Genomic DNA, 19,622 nt, shown 5'->3' with positions numbered 1-19,622 from the left:
CAGTAACAATTCACACAGGCACTGATAGGTACTGATGCGTTCTCTGGCAGCGTTTGTGGTGTGGGTTCTGTTCAGTGGTTGTAGCGCGGGCAATTTTGCACCGGTGGTCGATATTTATGGCCAGGAGCCGAAGCCGCGTAAAGTGACCTCTGGTACCCACCATGTGCGTGAAGGGGAGACCCTATACTCCATTGCTTGGCGTTATGGGTGGGACTTTCGTGCCCTAGCTCGCGCCAATAATATTCCTGCTCCTTACACCATTTATCCCGGCCAGCGCATTTCCATGGCTCTCAAGGCACCCGATTCCGGCGTAGCTAGTAAGCCGAACACATCGTCGTCAAAGCCCGCTAGCAAGCCCTCCGTGTCAAAGCCTACCTCCAAACCCACGCCGAAGCCTGCTCCAAGCTCGAAAACACCCGTGGGGCTAGTAGAGTGGCGTTGGCCGGCCAGCGGCCAGGTGGTGGAATCATTTTCCTCTGCTAGCCAGGGCCGTAAGGGCATTGCTATTTCCGGGCGCCTTAATAGCCCTGTGGTGGCGGCAGCATCGGGCCGAGTGGTTTACCGGGGCAGTGGGCTTACCGGTTATGGTAACTTGCTGATTATCAAACACAGCGAACGCTGGTTAAGTGCCTATGCCCATAATGATAAAATGATGGTGAAAGAAGGGGATGCGGTGAAAGCTGGGCAGCAGGTTGCCACTATGGGTGCCAGTGGCACCTTTCGCACCCAACTACATTTTGAAATACGTAAAGATGGTAAGCCTGTGGATCCCATGGGGTATTTGCCTAAGCGTTAATTTTTTGTACCTACTAACGGAACACTTGCATGCCCCGCGATAACGCCCGTGAACACCGTTTATTGATATTGGCTGGTTTGGCCTCCGTGTTCACCGCGCTGATCCTGATTGCGGCCAAGGCGATTGCCTGGTTGATGACTGGCTCGGTAAGTTTGCTGGCCTCGCTGGTAGATTCTGTGATGGATTCGCTCGCGTCATTGATTAACTTTTTTGCTATCCGCTATTCGCTGGTGCCAGCGGATGAGGAGCACCGGTTTGGGCATGGTAAAGCAGAAGCGTTGGCGGGCTTGGGCCAGGCGATTTTTATTGCTGCTTCTTCTGTGTTTTTGATCTATCAGTCTATATTGAAACTGATGGAGCCAAAGCCTATTGAAGAAAACGCGGTGGGGGTGGCTGTGATGGTGTTTTCCATCGCCATGACCTTCGGGCTTTTGCTGATTCAGAAATACGTGGTTCGGCAAACCGGTTCTACCGCGATTGAGGCAGATTCTCTGCACTATCTGTCTGACCTAGCTGTGAACGTGGGTATTATTCTGGTATTGGTTGTCAGTCAATTTGGCTATCTGTGGCTCGATGGGGTCGTCGGGTTGGTCATCGCCGTATTCATTTTATTTAGCGCCTGGCAAATTGCCTCTGAATCGGTTCAGCTGTTGCTTGATCGAGAGATCCCTGGCGATGTGAGAGAGGTGATTAGCGCGATTGTGGCGGATCATCCTCAGGCGCTGGGCTTTCATGATTTGCGTACCCGGCAGTCCGGGCGCACTCAGTTTATTCAGCTGCATGTGGATATGGACCAGAATCTGACATTGCTGAAGTCTCATGATTTGGCCTCACGGATAGAAACGCGTATTCAGGACGCCTTTCCCATGGCCGATGTGATCATCCACCAGGATCCGGTGGCCGTTGGCCCTAAAGTAACGTTGGACGATCGCCCTCCGGCCTGATGCCTTCCTCTCTACCCCTTGTCTCGCTTGGTTTGTGCTGTGCGGTCAAACCGGGCTGTGCAGGTAAACATATTGTATTCATAAGGGCTTTTCAGTAGCGTCAACACTGACTTTTTTGTGTTGAGGACAGGCCATGAAAAAAATCCATTCCGCCCCCATTGTGGCGGCGACCTGGCAACGGGGCATGGCCCGCCGGCGCTTTTTGAAATGGGGTTTGCTGGGGTCTGCTGGTGTTGCGGCTGTCGCCGCTGGCGGCTTTGCCTTTCTACGGCGCTCGCCGTTGGATAAACAGCCTGTACCCGCATGGGTAACGGGGCTTTCGGCCGCAGAATATCATTTGTTCGATCGCGCTAGGCAGGTGTTATTGCCGGTGGAAGGCACCCGCCTGACGCCCAGCGATCAGGTGCCGGTTGTGCGCAACGTGCAAGCCCTGCTCGATAATTTGGACCCGGAAATCCGCAAGGAAATGGCGACAGGTTTGGGCCTGTTCGATAATGCGGCTGTGCTGAGCCATGGGCGCCGTTTTGTGGATTTGTCGGACGCGGATGCCTGTGCCTATTTCGATAGCTGGGGGCACGCCAGTGTCATTCAACGCACCCTCGTTACAGTGATCAAGCAGCTAACGTACACGGCCTATTGGCAGGAGTCGGCCACTTGGGCACCGACGGATTTCGATGGGCCGGTTAGCGACAAGTGGGGCCTGGCTTACCTTGGCAATGCGCCGCTGCCTGCAAACGATGTACTGCAGATTAATCAGCCGGAGGGGCGGGCATGAGTGAAACAATAACAGCAACAACAGCCAGCTCGGCGAAGTGGCAGGCAACAGGCCTTGCCGTACACCAAGCCAGTGATGTAACAGACACAAACATCGAGATTCAGGCGGATGTTGTGATTGTGGGGTCTGGAGCCGGGGGAGCGGTTAGTGCTTATGAGTTGGCACGGCGGGGCTTTAAGGTGGTGGTGTTGGAAGCGGGCGCTTATGTGCCCTCCAAGGACTTTACGGAACGTTTCAGTGAGAGTCTGGGTACTCTTTATCAGGATCACGGTGCACAGACCAATAGCAGTGGTGATTTATTGGTGCTGCAGGGGGCCTGCGTGGGTGGCTCCACAGTAGTTAATGGCTGCGTTTGTTTCCGTACCCCGGATTTCATTTTGCAGGACTGGCAGCGAGATTTTGGCCTTAGCGATCTGACCACCGCAGAACTCACTCCCTATTTTGAGGAAGTAGAAAAGAATCTGTCGGTGGACGACAACGGCGAACATGAGATTCCGAATCACAGCCGTCTAATTCGCGCTGGCGCTAACCGTCTTGGTTGGTCGGTGAAACCGTTAAAACGCAATATTCGTCAATGCGGGCTTACCGGGCACTGCTTGTCTGGTTGTAAAACGGAACGCAAACAATCCATGTTAGTGACCTATCTGCCTTGGGCAGCAGCCCATGGTGCGCAGATTTATGCGGATACTCGAGTGGATAAAATTCTTACTGAGAATGGTAAAGCCAGTGGAGTAAACGCGACGGTCACCCATCGTGATGGCACTGTGGCCGCGCGCATGACGGTAACGGCGCCGCGGGTGGTTGTGGCGGCTGGCGCGGTACAAACCCCGTTGTTGATGCTAAAAAGTGCTCTGGGCAACCGTTCTGGCCAAGTGGGTAAAAACTTTGCTTGTCACCCGTCATTGTATGTTCCGGCCCGCTATCCGGAGCCGGTGTATCCGTGGCGCGGTGCCCTGCTTGGTGTCTATGTGGACGAATTCATGCCTCTGGATAAGGGTGGTTTCATACTTGAAGACGGAGGTTCTGGCCTGGTGGAACTCACCATGGGGGCGGAGCCGGGCACTGGCAAACCGTTTATGGCGTATATGGAAAAGGCTAAATATCTGGGTGGCTTGGTTACTCTGATCCACGACCATAATGTAGGAACGGTAGAATGGGATGGCGAACGTAAAAAAATCGATTATCAGTTGAGTGACATGGATTTTCCTTCCATGCAGCGAGCCTTGAAAGCGGCAGCACGCCTACATTTAGCGTCCGGTGCGGAAGAGGTTTATGTGCCTGCTAGTGACCATCGAGTAATCCGTAGCGAAGCGGATATCGATACCATGGTCGACAGTCTGGAAAATCAGCCACAGCATTTGCGCATGGTCAGCTACCACCCTCAGGGTACCTGCAGGATGGGGGTGGACCCGGATAACAGTGTGGTAGGCAGTGATGGGCAGAGCCATGATGTGCCTGGCTTATACGTGGCAGATGCGAGTGTTTTGCCCACCTCTATTATCGTTAATCCGCAAATTACAGTGTATGCACTCGCCACCCGCATTGCCCGCCAAATGAGCTAAACGGGGAGGGTAGGATTACTCTCATACCCATTAAGTCACCGTTTTTGACTATGCTGATTACGCCCCCGGTTATGCCGGGGGTTTGGGTGTGTATAACGCTTCTTTATGCACTCAAAACATAATCATGCTTGGCAAATATCCGTCCACCAATAACCACAAGCAATCATAGCAACCAGGCTAGCCAAAGAGTAATATCCGTGCGCCTTGGGCCATTGCCACCTGTGCTAGCATGAAATTCACATTCCAATATGTTGATGGAGAAACACCATGGTGGGGTTTGAATTTGCCACCACGCACCGCGTGCTGGTGGAAGTGGGTGCAGCCAAGCGGCTCCCTGAACTGTGTCAGCAGCTTGGCGGCAGTCGGGTCATGTTGGTTACGGATCCAGGTATTCGCAGCACGCCGTTACTGAAGCCAGTGGAAGATAGCTTCCGTACTGCAAACATGACCCTGGTGATTTTCGATCAGGTCAGTGCCGACCCGGCTGATTCGGTGGTGCTTAATGCCGCGGAGCAGGCTCGCGATGCCGGTGCTGATTTAGTCATTGGTTTTGGTGGTGGCTCTTCTATGGATGTGGCCAAACTGGTGGCATTGCTCTCGCACCCCAAGAGCAGCCAGCAATTATCCGATATTTACGGCGTTGGTTTGGCTGCCGGCCCACGGTTGCCGCTGCTGCAGGTGCCGACGACGGCGGGGACCGGGTCAGAAGTCACGCCGGTGGCGATTGTGACCACCGGGGCGACCACCAAGGCGGGCGTTGTCGCTCCGTCGCTCTTACCGGATCTTGCGGTACTGGATGCCGAGCTAACGCTGGGCTTGCCGCCTCAGGTAACGGCCGCTACCGGGGTGGATGCCATGGTGCATGCTATCGAGGCTTATACCAGCGCCCATAAGAAGAACCCTTATTCCGACATGTTGGCCCGCGAAGCGCTGCGGCTGCTGGGAGGGAACCTGGCCACTGCCGTAAAAGAGGGCAGTAACCTGGCGGCCCGTGAAGCTTGCCTGTTGGGCGCCATGATGGCAGGGCAGGCGTTTGCCAATGCCCCTGTGGCGGCGGTGCACGCACTGGCATACCCGCTGGGTGGTCACTTCCATATTCCCCATGGTTTGAGCAACTCCCTGGTGTTACCGGAGGTGTTGCGCTTTAACCTTCCCAAGGCTGTACCGCTGTATGCGCAGCTGGCGTCGATTCTCAGTGATCGCCCCTTTGCAGACCATGAAGATGGCGCCGGGGTGCTGATTGCGGCATTGGAGTCGCTGATCAATGAAGTGGGTTTGCCAACAAAACTGCGTGAGGTCGGTGTTAGTGAAGACAGTTTGGACGTTCTGGCTTCAGATGCCATGTTGCAGCAGCGGTTGCTGGTCAATAACCCGCGGGAAGTGACTGAGGCAGATGCGTTGAATATTTATAAAGCAGTGTATTGATAAAAGAGGCGCAGCGCAGCCCTTAACACGCGCTGCTTTTGCAAGGATAAACCCATGAGTGATAAACCCAAACGCCCGCTGCGCGAGGAGTATGGCTACCTTTGTCCGGTGGATAGTCGCTGGAGCGATAACGATATCTACGGTCACATTAACAACGTGGTGTATTACAGCTATTTTGACTCCACCATTAATCGTTACTTAATCAACGAAGGTGGCTTGGATATCGATGAAGGCGAGCATATTGCCTATGTGGTCAGCTCTGGCTGTGACTATCTGGAAGCGGCAGCGTATCCCGAATCGCTGGTGGTGGGAATGAAGGTGGACAAGCTGGGAAACAGTTCTGTGCGTTATGGCCTGGCATTGTTCGGCGGCGAAGGTGGGGCCAAGGCCACCGGTTTTGTGGTGCATGTATTTGTGAATCGTGCAACGGGACGGCCTGTGGCAATCCCTGATGCCCTGCGCGAAGCGTTAGCAAGGTTGGCTATGATCGAGGTATAAAGCAGTCATACCGACAGTAAAAAAGTAGCGTGCCCATAGCCATAATATAGGTCGACTTAGGAGTAGCCGTAAGCCGACACAGTGGCTCTAAATTTTTTTATAGGCAGCCTAACTCCGAGGACAATGATGCACATTATTGCCGATGCCAATATGCCGGGGCTGGAGCCCTTTGAGGCGTTTGCTACCGTTGAGCGAGTAGATGGTCGTTCCCTGACTCGGGAGCAACTGGGTGACGCTGATGTTCTATTGGTGCGTTCAGTCACCCGTGTTAATAGGGCCTTGCTAGCCGGCTCGCAGGTGAAATTTGTGGGGTCTGCGACCATTGGCACAGACCATGTAGACCTGGCGTATCTTAGTGAGGCGGGAATTCAATTCGCTCACGCGCCGGGGTGCAATGCTCGTGCAGTGGCAGAATACGTCCTGCAGGCGGTGTTGTTGCTGTGTGCTAGGCAGGGACGAGAAGTGCAAGGGGCCCGTGTGGCGGTGGTCGGCCTAGGTAATGTGGGACGGCGGGTGGCGGATTGGCTCAGCGCCCTCGGCATTGAGGTGCGCGGCTGTGACCCTCTGTTGGATGCTCAGGGCTACGCGGGGCCAGTGGCACTGGCACCGTTGGATGATTTGCTGGATGCGGACATTATCACCTTGCATGTGCCGCTAACCCAGAGTGGAGAGCATGCCACCGGGCATTTGCTGGATGCTTCTAGGCTGTCCCGCCTTGGGCCTGGGCAGATGCTGATCAATACCTGTCGGGGGCCAGTTATCGATAATCTGGCGCTTTCAGAGCAGTTGGCCAGTGGCACTGGGCCGATGACGGTGCTGGATGTGTGGGAAACGGAACCGCAGGTACCAGCCACCCTGTATCAGCAGGTAGTGATGGGGTCACCACATATCGCGGGGTACAGTCTTGAAGGCAAGCTCAAAGGCACGAGCATGCTCTACGACGCCGTGTGCCAATGGTCCGGGCAGGGGATTGCATCAGGAACTGCGATGGCAGATGCTCCGCCGCTGAATCCTGCAGTGAACAGTGAGGCTGATTTATTGGCGTTACTACAGGTGGCTTATCGGCTTGAAGACGATCATCGGCGATTGGGCGAAAGCCTGCATGATACAGACCCTAGCGCTGCCTTTGATCGCTTACGCAAGCACTATCCGGTTCGCCATGAACTGCACTATTGGCAATATGACGGAAGTGTGGACGATACTTGGAGGGCTATTATTAGCCGTCTTTTTGAGCCCGATTGAATTGCGCAGTGGGGTATTGCCAATGATTTTCCAAGTGTTCACAGGCGCGCTGGATCATTTCTTCAGTGATGGGAATTTCCCGGCCTTGCTCATCAATGATGGCGGCGCCATGGAATGGTGATGGTGAGGTTGTGTTGTTTAGATTCATGACGTATTTCTTCCCTGTGCCTTTGATTTAAATTTACTTTGGCTGTCGATGACAGCAACGCCATTTTTGTATCTGGATATGACCCTTCTATGAAAGTCGATCAAGGTCTTTGTTTCGCAGTGCTGGTTAATCCTTATGCGGGCCTGGGGGGCAGCGTGGCCCTGAAAGGCAGTGACGGGGAGCAAACCCGTGATGAGGCTCTGCGCCGTGGCGCTGAGCCCCAGGCGCCGCAACGAATGAGCCGAGCGCTGAAAGTCTTACCCGCCGATGCGAAGGTATCTGTTCTGACCTGGGGCGGTGAAATGGGCGAGACCAGTTGTCGGCTGGCTGGGCTGCCCTGCACAGTGATCGACGAGTCTTCCATGCCCAGTACCCCAGAGGATACTCGTACCGCTGCTGCCGCCTTGAAAGCGGCAGGTGCCGAATTGATTTTGTTTGCCGGTGGCGATGGCACGGCCCGGGATTTGGTCGATGCTATTGGCTTGAGTTCTCCTGTGCTGGGGGTTCCGGCGGGCTGCAAAATGCACTCCGCCGTGTATGCGGTAAACCCTGAAGCGGCGGGTCAGTTGCTGGCGGAATTGGCCGGTGGAGGCCTTGTTGCCTTGGAGAATGCGGAGGTGCGAGATATCGATGAGGCCGCTTTTCGTGAGGGGGTGGTCAAGGCGCGACATTATGGCGAGCTACAGGTGCCCGCAGAAGCGCGCTATCTGCAACAGGTCAAATGCGGTGGCCGGGAAGTGGAAGATCTGGTGATCACCGAGGTAGCCGCCTGGGTAGCTGACACCCTAGAAGAGGATACCTGGTATTTGATGGGCTCCGGCTCCACTGTGGCCGTGGTTATGGAGCAACTGGGGTTGGACAATACCTTGTTGGGGGTGGACTTGGTCCGCAATGGTGAAGTGGTCGCCTCCGACTTGGGCGCTCAACAATTGCTGGAGTTCATTGGCGATGCGCCGGCCAAAGCGGTGATCACGGTGATTGGTGGGCAGGGTCATTTGTTTGGTCGTGGCAATCAGCAATTCAGCCCCGCGCTGATCCGTCGCCTGGGTAAGGAGAACATCCAGGTACTGGCCACGCGTAGCAAACTGGAAACCTTGGAAGGGCGGCCCTTGCTGGCGGATACCGGTGATGCCGATCTGGATAAACAGTTGTGTGGGCTATGGCCGGTGACGACCGGGTATGAGGATACGATTTTGTATCGAGTAGGGACCGATGCGTCCTTAATTGATAATGGCTAGTGGACAGTTGATAGCTCGCGCTTGAGCGTTCATTAAGCCTGAAATGAAAGAGGCCACGCTCATGGGCAGCAGCGCGGCCTCTTTGCTTTGTGTTCATCGCCACGTGTGTTCGGGCTATGAACACAATCAACTGTCAATTTTCACCCTCATCCGTGCCGTTTCTCCTGTAGCGCGGCGATACGATCATCCAGCGGTGGGTGCGAAGAAAATAGCGCTTTCAGGCCTTGTTTGACGCCGGAGTTAATACCAAAGGCCACCAGCGAATCTGGCATTTGGTTGGGAACCTTGGCTTCCGCTTTTAGCCGTTGTAGAGCCGAAATCATATCGCGGCGGTCGGCCAGTTGGGCGCCCGCCACGTCCGCCCGGTATTCGCGAAAACGGGAGAACTTCATCACGATAGTGCTGGCAGCAATACCAAAGATGATTTCCGTTACGATAACCACAATGTAGTAACCGAAGCCTAGGCCGCCGCCGCCGTCGCGGCGCATGAAGCTGTCGATGACATAGCCCACCACGCGGGCAGCAAAAATTACAAAGGTGTTCACTACGCCCTGAATCAGGCTAAGGGTAACCATGTCGCCATTGGCCACGTGACCAATTTCGTGGGCCAGCACGGCACGTACTTCTTCGGGGCGGAAACGGGTCAATAGCCCCTGAGAAACGGCCACCAACGCATCATTCTTGTTCCAGCCGGTGGCAAACGCATTGGACTGCTGGGCGGGGAAAACACCCACTTCCGGCATCTTGATGCCGGCCTTATCAGACAGCTCTTTTACCGTATCGAGTAACCAGCGTTCAGCCTGATTGCTGGGCTCATTGATGGTCTGGACCTTAGCGGACCATTTGGCCATGGGTTTGGAGATCAGCAGTGAGATCAACGAACCGGCAAAGCCGAATACGGCGCTGAAAATCAGTAGGCTGGTCAGATTTAGACCACTACCGTTCTGGGCTAAATAGCTGTCTACACCAAGCAGACTGAGGGTGATACTGGCAACCACAATCACCGCCAGGTTGGTAAGCAGATAAAGCGCTATGCGCATCATCGTAGGGTTTCTCCGTCAGATAGATAATAATTTATTGGGGGCAAGGCGCGTGGGTTCAAGGCTTTGAAGCCTATGGATAATGCCTTGTCTAGGCATGTAAGGCGTTATTCAAAGACTCCCCTGAGCTATAATTAGCCCTTGTCAGCTGGAGAGAAGCATCCTGTGTTTCTGCCAGCATGCTTTGTCTCTCTTACTGCTTGTATTGATCCCTATGCTCTCGACCCAGCTATCAGACCTGCTTGCTCCGTATCTGGTTCCATTGTCTCAACCAAAACATCGCCTTTTTCATGGTCGCGGTAAAACGGTGCCATCCCTAGAATGGCTGACGATAGATTGCTTTCCTCCTCTGCTGGTGGCCACTCTGTTTCGCGCACAGGAAGCGGAGGTGTTGGCGGCGCTGGAGGTTTATTTAAGCGAAACCATGGCGTCACTGGGCTGCGATGTGCTGGTTTTTCAACATCGTTATGATGGCAAGGCCGATAATGTTGTCGTGAAGGGTGAAATGCCCTCTCACTCTGTGGCCACAGAGCAAGGGCTGGTTTTCAAACTGGATTTTCAGCGCGGCCAGAACTTGGGATTCTTTGCCGATATGGCTCAAGGCCGGCGCTGGATACGCGAACGGGCTGACGGCAAGAAGGTGCTCAATCTGTTCAGTTTTACGTGTAGTTTTTCTGTGGCTGCACTAGCAGGTGGAGCCCATTCCGTGGTGAATATTGATTTATCTGATGCGGCGCTGACCCTAGGTAAACAAAACCATGCGTTGAATGGTTTCCAGGACGCCCGAGTTCACTATTTACCGCACAATATATTTCGGAGTTGGAAAAAACTGAATCAGTTGGGCCGCTATGAATTGATTGTGATTGATCCCCCCAGCGCCCAGCGTGGCAGCTTTATGGCGCAAGAGGATTACCCAAGAGTGCTGCGCAAGCTGCATAAATTGTTGGCGGTAGAAGCAGAGTTACTGGTCTGCCTCAATGCCCCTTGGCTGGATTATGATTGGCTGGAACAGTGCGTGGAAAAAAATCTTCCCGGTGCAGAAAAAGTCTCTAGATTGCCGGGGGCGATCGGTTTTGATGAAGTCGGTGAGCCGGCGTTAAAGACTGTGCATTATCGTTATCGTCGCCCTCAGGCTTTGGATGAAGGTAATACTCCGTAGTCACTCAAGTTTGCTGGTTGGCAACAGCGGGCAACCCCTTTATGCACTCTGGCCGGTACTTTTGTCGCCGCGGAGTTAACGCTCGCCCTGGTTACAGCTTGGCCCCGATGGGAGCGAACTCCTCCTTGCCCACCGGTTGCGGGTTACGCGAAAGCAAATAGCGAACGAGTGCGGTGGTACGCGATGAATCTTGTGCGCGAATAGCGTGAATGATTTGTTCGGCGAGGGTGGCTTTTTCCAGCCGCACGGTGGCGGGTAATTGCGGGTCTGTTTCCTCAAAGCGCAAATCGCTGAGGGCGGTGAGTAATACAAAGGCGCGGTTAGTTAATACTGCTTGTTCAAGCCCCTCCTGAAAAATCGTGGCCTGGTAGCGCAGATAGCCTTCGTCGGCCAGCCACAGCATGGCGCCCAAGCAGCTCATATGACGAGTGCTGTGCAAACCCACATCATCCACTTCGGTTGGGCCGACAATATCTTCCACATATAAGGCTACTGGGCGAGGGAAGCTCATGTAGCACTGCATGAGAATGCGTGCCACATCGTGGGTGAAGTCGTCGATATGCAGGTGGGACATGGGCCGCTCTTTGATAGGGTAGGGCGCCGCTAGCGGCGCTCCTACAAACACATTTTCGGGATTAATCCCTGTTATTTTTTTCGTGCCCGATCCAGGTAGCGCGCAATGCGGCCGATGGAATCTTCCAGGTCATCCGGGCGGGGCAGGAATACTACGCGGAAGTGATCCGGATCCGGCCAGTTAAAGGCGGTGCCCTGGACGATCAGCACTTTCTCTTCGCGCAATAGGTCCAGTGCGAAGGCTTCGTCATCTTCAAAGGGAAAGACCTTAGGGTCCAGCTTCGGAAAGAGGTAGAGGGCAGATTTTGGTTTAACGCAGCTTACCCCTGGAATCGAGTCGAGCATTTCCCAGGCTAGGTCACGCTGGCGCCCCAGACGCCCGGTGGGCAGAACTAAATCATCAATGCTCTGGTAGCCGCCCAGGGCCGTCTGGATGGCATGTTGGCTGGGCACATTGGCGCACAGCCGCATGCTGGCGAGCATGTCTAGGCCTTCGATATAGCTTTCCGCCCGGTGTTTGGCCCCGGAAATAACCATCCAACCCGCGCGGAAACCGGCGGCGCGGTAGTTTTTGGATAGGCCGTTAAAAGTGATGAATAGCAAATCATCAGCCATGGAGGCGATGGAGGTGTGTTCTTCGCCGTCGTAGAGAATCTTGTCGTAGATTTCATCGGCGAATACGATCAAGTTGTTCTCGCGGGCTATCTGCAATAGCTCGCGCAACATGGCAGGTTCGTAATTGGCCCCGGTGGGGTTGTTCGGGTTGATAATGACCAGCGCTTTGGTGTTCTTATTGACCTTAGCGCGAATGTCTTGCAAAGAGGGCTGCCAATCTTGCTGTTCATCGCACAGATAATGCACTGGGGTGCCACCGGATAATCGCACCGAAGCGGTCCACAGCGGGTAATCTGGGGCGGGCAATAGTACTTCATCGCCACTGTTGAGTAGGGCCTGCATGGCCATGACGATCAGCTCGGACACCCCGTTGCCAATAATCACGTCATCCACGGTGACGCCTTCAATGCCCTTGGTTTGGGTGTACTGCATTACCGCTTTGCGAGCAGGGAATAGCCCTTTGGAATGGCAATACCCAGTTGATTCCGGGAGATTGGCGATCACGTCCTGAAGCAGTTCTTCCGGCGCTTCAAAGCCAAAAGGCGCCGGGTTACCGATGTTCAGTTTGATGACCCGGTGGCCTTCATCTTCCAGCCGGTGCGCTTCACGCAGCACGGGGCCGCGGATGTCGTAACATACGCCGTTGAGTTTGTCGGATTTGCTGACGTGATATTGATCGATTGTCATGAAGTTCCCGCAGGTCGACTCGAAGAGGACAGGGGAGTGATTCTACAATGCGTCCTTTTCACTGTATATCTGGCGCTTAGATGCAATGGCGCAAACTGGAGTAGGGTATGACCCCATTCAAGGATTTATTGGCGCTGGCGGTGAACCGTAAAGGTTCACTAAAGGCTGTGCAGGCTCAGCTGCCCACGGTGGCCGATTCAGATACTTTGCGCCATCGTGATGATGCATTTTATATGTCTGCGCTGACTCGCCGCATTTTCCGAGCCGGGCTGAAGCATTCCCTGGTGGACAATAAATGGCCTGCCTTTGAGAAGGCTTTTTTCGGCTTTGACCCACAAAAGCTAGTGTTAATGCCGGACACCATGCTTGATGACCGTATGCAGGACGCTAGCCTGATTCGTCACTGGGGCAAGATGAAAGCGATCCGCCATAACGCTCAGTTGGTCCTCGACTTGGCAGAAGAGTACGGCAGTGTGGGGAACTGGCTGGCGGACTGGCCGGTGGACGATACCGTGGGTATGTGGTGGTTGCTGAAAAAACGGGGCAAGCAACTGGGAGGTAATTCTGGGGCGGCTTTCTTGCGTATGGTAGGCCGCGATACGTGGTATTCCACCGCCGATGTAGTGGCTGCTCTAAAGGCACAAAATATCATCGACAAGCCGCCAGCAAGCCAGCGAGACCAAAAGGCTGCCCAGGCCGCCTTCAACACGTGGCAAAGGGAAAGCGGTTGGCCGCAGTCCCATATCAGCAAGGTGCTGGCCTTTACTGTGGGCTGAGCGGCGACGGAACATCTGCTCCTTATTAAGGGTCCCGATTCCCTTGATGCAGGCGTGAACATAAATGATAATGACTCGTCTTTAATGTTATGAATTGGGTTCACTCCTATGCCGCGTACCTTCTTGCCCCGCCACTTTTTTGCGGGCCTGCTCGCGTTTTTCTTTTTCTCCCAGTCTGCTTTTGCCGCCAGCCAGACCGCTCTTGTGCAGTTGGTCGAGTATGTGGGGGCGGACTATATCAATGCTGTGGTGGATGGTGAGATTGTCAGCCCGGAAGAATATGCCGAGATGGCAGAATTTTCTGCGTTACTCGCTGAAGGCGTGGCAGAGTTACCCGTTGCGCAGGGTCAACAGACGTTGCAACGCCAGGCTAACAGCCTGCAGCAGGCGGTGATCGATAAAGCCGCGGAAAGTGAGATCAAAGGCCTAGCGCAATCTATTCGTGCCACCTTGGTGAGTGTCTACGGTATTCCTGTATCGCCCAAGCAGGCCCCGGATCAAACGCATGCTGTTGAGTTGTATCAAAGTCACTGTGCCGCGTGCCATGGTGCGCAAGGTAAGGGCGATGGCCCTGCCGGAGTAGCACTGGAGCCCGCCCCCACGGATTTTACCGAGGTAGAGCGCTATAACGGCCGTTCACTGCTGGGTTTGCACACCACCATCACGCAAGGGGTGGATGGGACCGGGATGGCTGCCTACGCGGATACCTTGAGCGAGGAAGACCGGTGGGCGTTGGCGTTCTATGTGGGCGCCAAGGCCGTTACCGATGATGTGGCCGAAGATGGCGAACAGATCTTCACCACCGTGCCCGGTATGAAAACCGCCCTCGACCTAGACACTCTGGTGGCTCAGGCCCCGGAAGATGTGCTCAAGGAACAAGGGCCGAAGGCTTACGCGGCTTTGGGCTACCTTCGACGTACCCCCGACGCGCTATTCAATAAAAATCGGTTTATCGCACTGAGTCATGACAAGCTGGACGTTGCGGATGCTGCCTATCAGGCGGGTGATAAAAAGACGGCCAAGGCGGCGGCACTTTCTGCTTACCTGGACGGTTTTGAAATGATCGAGCAGCAGCTGTCTGCCGTGGACAGCGAGCTGATGCGCAGTGCAGAGTCCCGTTTCATGGCCGTGCGCGAAGCCATTGACCGTGATCGTACTGCCAGCGAAGTGAGTGAAAAGGTGGCTGCAGCCCAGCAAGGCTTGGCTGAGGCCAGTGATGCCTTGGCTGGCGATGGCCTCAGCCCAGCGGCAACGCTGTCGGCCAGTTTTTTCATCTTGTTCCGTGAAGGCCTCGAGGCCCTGTTGGTGGTGGCGGCGTTGCTAACCTTCACCCGCAAGGCCAACGCCGTGAAAGCCACTCGCCATATTCATTATGGCTGGATTACTGCGCTGCTGGCGGGCGGGCTGACTTGGTACGTGGCTAATACGTTGATTACCTTCAGCGGGGCATCGCGGGAAATGACTGAAGGCTTTGCCGGGGTAATTGCGGCGGGCATTTTGTTCTATGTGGGCTTCTGGATGCACAGCAATAGCAATAGCCAGAAGTGGATGGGTTACATCAAAAACAAGGTAGACAATGCCCTTGGTAGCGGCACCATATGGGTGTTGGCGTTTGTCTCATTTATTTCCGTTTATCGCGAGATTTTCGAAACCATTCTGTTCTATGAAGCGCTGTTAAGTCAGGTGACCGCCGCCACCCAGCCCTATGTGTTCTACGGTATTGCCGCAGCGATTGTGGCTCTGGCGGTGGTGTGCTTCCTGTTCTTTCGCATCGGTATGCGCTTGCCGCTCAGCCTGTTCTTCCGTGTGACCAGTATAGTCTTGCTGATGTTGTCGGTGATTCTACTGGGCAGTGGGATTGCTGCCTTGCAGGAAGCTGGAGTGATCAGCGCCTTTTACCTGGGCGTGCCGACCATTGAATGGCTGGGGCTCTATCCCACGATGCAAGGGGTGGCTGCGCAAGGACTGGTAATTATCCTCAGTGTGATCTTCTGGCTACGTGGGCGTAACGCTCAGTAGCCTGGCTGTTTATGATGACAGCACACATAGCAAAAGCAGCTAAGATTCTCTGTTGTCCCACAATTTAGGGACAAATGAAAAAGCCTGAACCGAACGGCTTACAATGATTCTGCGGAAAAACATGGTGAGCAGGGAGGTTCAGGCTTTTTCACATCATAAGGCGGCCTTCCTGCAATGGTTGCTCAAGCCTGAATGACATATTTTTTGCGTTAAGAGCCCACTGTACCCGATGGGTGTGCACCACTGGTTCCCAGCAGCTGTAGGCTTTATCTAGCACTATCGCTGTTTCGCGGGGAGCGCGCGATCAACCTTTTGTTTGTACGTCTTTGTCAGCTCAAGCATGCTGTGATGCGACCACATGTGGTGTGGTTCGGAATGAAGGATGCGTATGAACGAGTCCCATTGGTTGAAAATAGCTCTGACATTGGATGGGCAGGGCGGGGCGAGCCCCCTTGATGCTCAGGTGTCACTGAACGAAACGGTGCCATATTGGGTTCATCTGGATTATTCACAGCCTGAAAGCCAACACTGGCTGGAGCAGCAAGACATTGCGCCGATGGTGATTTCGGCACTTACGACCATGGAAACTCGGCCTCGCGTTACAGAGGTGGCGGGGGGCTTGTTGGTTTACCTGCGTGGCGTCAATCTTCATCCTGGAGCGAGACCTGAGGACATGATTGCCTTGCGCTTGTGGGTTGGCCCCAAGGGGCTGGTAAGCACCCAGAAGCGAGCGCTGTTGTCGCTAATAACGGTGCAGGAGGAGCTTGAGCGTGGAGAGGGGCCTGCCGACATTCCCGGCTTAGTGGCGCGGTTGGTTGATCAGTTAATTTGGCGAATGGAAGATGTCATTGAAAACTTAGAATCCGAGGTGGAAGACTGCGCGTTATCCATCGAGGAGTCACCTACCATTAGTTTGACGCCGCGTCTTAGCCAGATTCGCCGTCGATCCATTACGTTGCGCCGCTTCTTCGCGCCGCAGCGTGAAGCGTTGATGAAATTGCAGAACGAATCCATGTTCGCAGGGGGAGATGCTTTGCTGCTTCGCGAAGCCGGTGACCGGCTACAGCGTCTACTGGAAGATCTGGATGCAGCCCGTGAGCATGCGACTTTGTTGCAGGAAGAAGTGTTCTCTGTGCAGAACGAAGCAATCAACGACCGGATGTACCTGTTGGCGATGATTACGGCTTTGTTTCTTCCTTTGGGCTTTCTTACCGGTTTATTTGGTATCAATGTGGGCGGGCTGCCCGGTGTCGATGATCCCGCAGGCTTTTGGTGGTTTATGGCGGGAATTGGCGTGGTGAGTTTGGGGGTGTTGGTATGGATGCTAAAACGCCGCTGGCTTTAAAGCGACAGCGGCGTCTTGTCAGCGCGATAAAGCCGTTTGACTAGCCTCGACGGTATAGGGGCCGAGGCTCATTTACGTCACCTTGATAGGTCACACTGAAATCATTCAGACTCTCAAGCGCTTCTTCGATGCTGCGATCTTCGCGCACTTCAAACGCATTGAAACCACAGCGGGTCATGTAGAAGAGCTGGTCACGCAATACGTCGCCGGTGGCGCGTACTTCACCCTTAAAGTGGTAACGGGTGCGCAGCTCACGGGCATAAGAATAACCGCGCCCGTCCTTGAAGGCCGGGAAATGGATGGCAACCAAGGGCAGGGAGCTCAGGTCGTCTCCTAGGTCTTTTGGTTCTTCACCTGGCGCCAGCCACACGGCCACATCGCCACGGCTTAGCAGAGCCTCTCGGTGGGCCTGCCAGTAGGCGAGCGGTACAATGATCTTGCCGCCGGGTAGCTCAGCATCCAGAGCCTCACCCTCAAGGCATTGCCATTGATTGTCTACGATGGCGCCATCAATGATGACCTTATCCATAGATGCGCTCCTTGAACGGGTCCATGCCAATACGCTCGTAGGTGTCGATAAACGGTTCGTTCTCGAGGCGTTTCTCTACATAGAGATTAATGATTTTTTCCACGACGTCGGTGATTTCTTCGGACTCAAAAGAGGGCCCCATTTTCTCTCCGATACGGGACAGCTTGTCGCCACGGCCACCGAGAGTGACCTGATAGAACTCTTTGCCTTTCTTGTCCACGCCAAGAATGCCGATGTGGCCAATGTGATGATGGCCACAGGCGTTCATACAGCCTGAAATATTCAGGTCCAGCGGGCCCAAATCGTGGAGGTAATCCACATCATCAAAGCGGCGTTGAATGGATTCGGCAATGGGGATCGACTTGGCGTTGGCCAGGGCGCAGAGATCGCCACCGGGGCAGGCCACGATATCTGTCAGCAGACCCAAGTTCGGAGTGGCAAAGCCGAGTTCGTCCAGTGCTTTCCAAAGATCATAGAGATCATGTGCCGCAACATCAGACAGCACCATGTTCTGCTGATGGCTGTTGCGCAGTTCGCCAAAGCTGTACTGGTCAGCCAAGTCTGCCACCGCTTCCAGCTGATCATCACTGATATCGCCAGGTACACGACCTGTACGTTTCAGTGTGAGGGTAACCGCACGGTAGCCGTGCTGTTTGTGAGCACGGGTATTGGTGTGGTACCAGCGGCTGAAAGCCTTGTCTTCGGCCAGCTTGCTCTGCAGAGCAGCGGTGTCTGGGTTCTGGTAGTCGGGGGCAGTGAAACAGCCCTTAATGCGAGCCACTTCTTCGCTGGTCAGGGTCATCTCGCCGCCTTTCAGCTCGGCAAACTCCTGCTCGACCAATTCGCGGTATTTTTCAGCTCCTAGTGCTTTCACCAGAATCTTGATACGCGCCTTATATTTGTTGTCCCGGTTACCGTACTTGTTGTACACCCGAAGGATGGATTCAAGGTAAGCAAGCAGATCCTGCCAGGGCACAAATTCACCGATGACGGCACCGGTCATTGGGGTGCGGCCCAGGCCGCCACCAGCCCATACTTGAAAACCGGTTTCGCCATTGGCGTTGTGTACAATTTGCACACCGATATCGTGGACACCAATGAGTGCGGGGTCCGCGTCAGGAACGGCGTTAACCGCAATCTTGAATTTACGCGGCAGGTAAGCGAATTCCGGATTGAAGGTGGACCATTGGCGGATGATTTCGCACCAAGGGCGTGGATCTTCAATTTCTTTTGGATTGACGCCAGCAAATTCATCGGTGGTGATATTACGGATGCAGTTACCGCTGGTTTGGATCGCGTGCATCTGTACGTCGGCTAGTTCTGCCAGAATATCCGGCACTTCTTCTACGCAAGGCCAGTTCAGTTGAATGTTCTGGCGGGTGCTGACATGGCAGAAGCCTTTGTCATAGGTCCGCACGATATGAGCAAGACGACGCAGTTGGCGACTTGCCAGCAGGCCGTAAGGAACGGAGATACGCAGCATTGGTGCATAACGCTGGATATAAAGGCCGTTTTGCAAGCGAAGGGCCAAAAACTCATCTTCGCTGAGCTCATTGGCGAGAAAACGGCGGGTCTGGTCGCGATACTGCGCCACCCGCTCTTCCAGCAACCGTTGGTCGTATTCCTGATAGACGTACATGGGACTGTATCACCGTCCTTAAATGCTTAAAATTCAATAGGTAAGCTCTGCTCCCAGAGGGCGCAGTGCGGCACTCTAACAAAGCGCCCTTATAGTGAAAAGAAATATCTTGGCATATCGCTATTACTTAGCGCTATTTGGCGGCGGCATCGATTACCAAGTTCACGGCGACAACCATTCCGATCACTAGCGCTACCACTAGCACTACGTAGACACCAATAAAGTTGCCTGCGTCGCCTTTGGTGAAATCACGCTCCCGATTCTTACTGCTCTGCACACCAAGCAGACCGGCGAGAATACTGTGAATGGTCTGCCATAGTGTCGGTTTGCCACTGCTCGGGTCATGATCTTGGGTTTGATTCTGTGTGGGTGGTCGATCTGACATGGGTGATCCTGTGTTTTGGCTGAAAGGCTAAACGTTGGATGTTCACGGGCGGTGACTATATGACAGGGCGCCCAAGGGGGCATATTGTACCCCTGACTGCTTCACAGCGACAGGGTTGAGCGGTAGGCCTTGAATTATACGTGGGTTGATGCCATTGCAACTGCTCAGTACCTGACTAAAATAGTCAGGAAAGAAAGCTTGCGTACGTCGCTGCTTTACCTTTTACG

19 protein-coding genes are annotated in these 19,622 nt (G+C 54.3%); 12 read left to right on the top strand and 7 right to left on the bottom strand.

All coding sequences use genetic code 11. The annotated features are described in order from the left end of the window. Positions 1–34: 34 nt before the first annotated feature. The 7 genes from Y017_RS01055 (at position 35) to Y017_RS01025 (ending at position 7,242) form a co-directional block, all read left to right on the top strand. The gene (locus Y017_RS01055; RefSeq protein ID WP_011588454.1) at positions 35–796 is read left to right on the top strand and encodes a peptidoglycan DD-metalloendopeptidase family protein; all 762 of its coding nucleotides are present in this window, start codon (positions 35–37) and stop codon (positions 794–796) included. A gap of 29 nt (positions 797–825) precedes the next feature. Beyond that, complete coding sequence (locus tag Y017_RS01050) at positions 826–1,740, top strand: cation diffusion facilitator family transporter (RefSeq protein WP_081737549.1); 915 nt, start codon at positions 826–828, stop codon at positions 1,738–1,740. 133 nt (positions 1,741–1,873) lie between these two features. Beyond that, the gene (locus Y017_RS01045) at positions 1,874–2,515 is read left to right on the top strand and encodes a hypothetical protein (RefSeq protein ID WP_035458322.1); all 642 of its coding nucleotides are present in this window, start codon (positions 1,874–1,876) and stop codon (positions 2,513–2,515) included. Further along, positions 2,512–4,077 (top strand): FAD-dependent oxidoreductase, encoded by a 1,566-nt coding sequence (locus Y017_RS01040; RefSeq protein ID WP_035458321.1) that lies wholly within the window; start codon positions 2,512–2,514, stop codon positions 4,075–4,077. Before Y017_RS01045 ends, Y017_RS01040 begins: the two co-directional genes overlap by 4 nt. Positions 4,078–4,344: 267 nt before the next feature. After that, the gene (locus Y017_RS01035) at positions 4,345–5,502 is read left to right on the top strand and encodes an iron-containing alcohol dehydrogenase (RefSeq protein ID WP_035458320.1); all 1,158 of its coding nucleotides are present in this window, start codon (positions 4,345–4,347) and stop codon (positions 5,500–5,502) included. 54 nt (positions 5,503–5,556) lie between these two features. After that, positions 5,557–6,000, top strand: coding sequence for a thioesterase family protein (locus tag Y017_RS01030; RefSeq protein ID WP_035458319.1), 444 nt, complete (start codon positions 5,557–5,559; stop codon positions 5,998–6,000). A 126-nt stretch (positions 6,001–6,126) separates the two neighbouring features. After that, a complete protein-coding gene (locus Y017_RS01025) occupies positions 6,127–7,242 on the top strand; it encodes a 4-phosphoerythronate dehydrogenase (RefSeq protein ID WP_035458692.1) in 1,116 nt (371 codons plus the stop codon). Here Y017_RS01025 and Y017_RS15285 read toward each other — a convergent pair. Then, positions 7,217–7,390 (bottom strand): PA1571 family protein, encoded by a 174-nt coding sequence (locus tag Y017_RS15285; RefSeq protein WP_011588461.1) that lies wholly within the window; start codon positions 7,388–7,390, stop codon positions 7,217–7,219. The genes Y017_RS01025 and Y017_RS15285 overlap by 26 nt on opposite strands. An 89-nt stretch (positions 7,391–7,479) precedes the next feature. On the opposite strand from Y017_RS15285, the gene Y017_RS01020 reads away from it, so the two are divergent. Beyond that, a complete protein-coding gene (locus tag Y017_RS01020) occupies positions 7,480–8,628 on the top strand; it encodes an ATP-NAD kinase family protein (protein ID WP_035458318.1) in 1,149 nt (382 codons plus the stop codon). A 146-nt stretch (positions 8,629–8,774) separates the two neighbouring features. Here Y017_RS01020 and htpX read toward each other — a convergent pair whose 3' ends face one another. Beyond that, positions 8,775–9,671: a protease HtpX gene (htpX, locus tag Y017_RS01015; RefSeq protein ID WP_011588463.1), complete on the bottom strand. Its 897-nt coding sequence runs from the start codon at positions 9,669–9,671 to the stop codon at positions 8,775–8,777. 211 nt (positions 9,672–9,882) lie between these two features. On the opposite strand from htpX, the gene Y017_RS01010 reads away from it, so the two are divergent. Continuing rightward, positions 9,883–10,827: a class I SAM-dependent methyltransferase gene (locus Y017_RS01010; protein ID WP_035458317.1), complete on the top strand. Its 945-nt coding sequence runs from the start codon at positions 9,883–9,885 to the stop codon at positions 10,825–10,827. A gap of 91 nt (positions 10,828–10,918) precedes the next feature. On the opposite strand, the gene Y017_RS01005 is transcribed toward Y017_RS01010, so the two are convergent. Then, positions 10,919–11,401 (bottom strand): hypothetical protein, encoded by a 483-nt coding sequence (locus Y017_RS01005; protein ID WP_035458311.1) that lies wholly within the window; start codon positions 11,399–11,401, stop codon positions 10,919–10,921. Positions 11,402–11,472: 71 nt separating this feature from the next. After that, entirely contained in the window at positions 11,473–12,702 is a 1,230-nt protein-coding gene (locus Y017_RS01000; RefSeq protein WP_035458310.1) for a pyridoxal phosphate-dependent aminotransferase, read from the bottom strand. A 107-nt stretch (positions 12,703–12,809) separates the two neighbouring features. Here Y017_RS01000 and Y017_RS00995 point away from each other — a divergent pair, with 107 nt between their 5' ends. The 3 genes from Y017_RS00995 to Y017_RS00985 all read left to right on the top strand — a co-directional run bounded on the left by Y017_RS00995 (position 12,810) and on the right by Y017_RS00985 (position 16,842). Continuing rightward, on the top strand, positions 12,810–13,478 hold the full coding sequence (locus Y017_RS00995; RefSeq protein ID WP_035458309.1) for a DNA-3-methyladenine glycosylase I: 669 nt from the start codon (positions 12,810–12,812) through the stop codon (positions 13,476–13,478). A 108-nt stretch (positions 13,479–13,586) separates the two neighbouring features. Beyond that, positions 13,587–15,497 carry an FTR1 family protein gene (locus tag Y017_RS00990; RefSeq protein WP_035458307.1) on the top strand — a complete coding sequence of 637 codons (1,911 nt, stop codon included), beginning with the start codon at positions 13,587–13,589 and terminating at the stop codon, positions 15,495–15,497. Positions 15,498–15,885: 388 nt separating this feature from the next. Further along, a complete protein-coding gene (locus Y017_RS00985; RefSeq protein WP_035458305.1) occupies positions 15,886–16,842 on the top strand; it encodes a zinc transporter ZntB in 957 nt (318 codons plus the stop codon). A 40-nt stretch (positions 16,843–16,882) separates the two neighbouring features. Here Y017_RS00985 and Y017_RS00980 read toward each other — a convergent pair whose 3' ends face one another. The 3 genes from Y017_RS00980 to Y017_RS00970 form a co-directional block, all read right to left on the bottom strand. Then, positions 16,883–17,371: a DUF934 domain-containing protein gene (locus Y017_RS00980; protein WP_035458302.1), complete on the bottom strand. Its 489-nt coding sequence runs from the start codon at positions 17,369–17,371 to the stop codon at positions 16,883–16,885. Then, the gene (locus Y017_RS00975) at positions 17,364–19,010 is read right to left on the bottom strand and encodes a nitrite/sulfite reductase (protein ID WP_011588471.1); all 1,647 of its coding nucleotides are present in this window, start codon (positions 19,008–19,010) and stop codon (positions 17,364–17,366) included. Before Y017_RS00975 ends, Y017_RS00980 begins: the two co-directional genes overlap by 8 nt. A gap of 133 nt (positions 19,011–19,143) precedes the next feature. Next, complete coding sequence (locus Y017_RS00970) at positions 19,144–19,395, bottom strand: DUF2970 domain-containing protein (RefSeq protein ID WP_011588472.1); 252 nt, start codon at positions 19,393–19,395, stop codon at positions 19,144–19,146. Between the last annotated feature and the right edge of the window lie 227 nt (positions 19,396–19,622).

The organism is Alcanivorax sp. 97CO-5 (genome assembly GCF_000524665.1).
Taxonomy (GTDB): Bacteria; Pseudomonadota; Gammaproteobacteria; order Pseudomonadales; family Alcanivoracaceae; genus Alcanivorax; species Alcanivorax borkumensis.
This window is presented reverse-complemented; position numbering and strand designations above follow the sequence as displayed.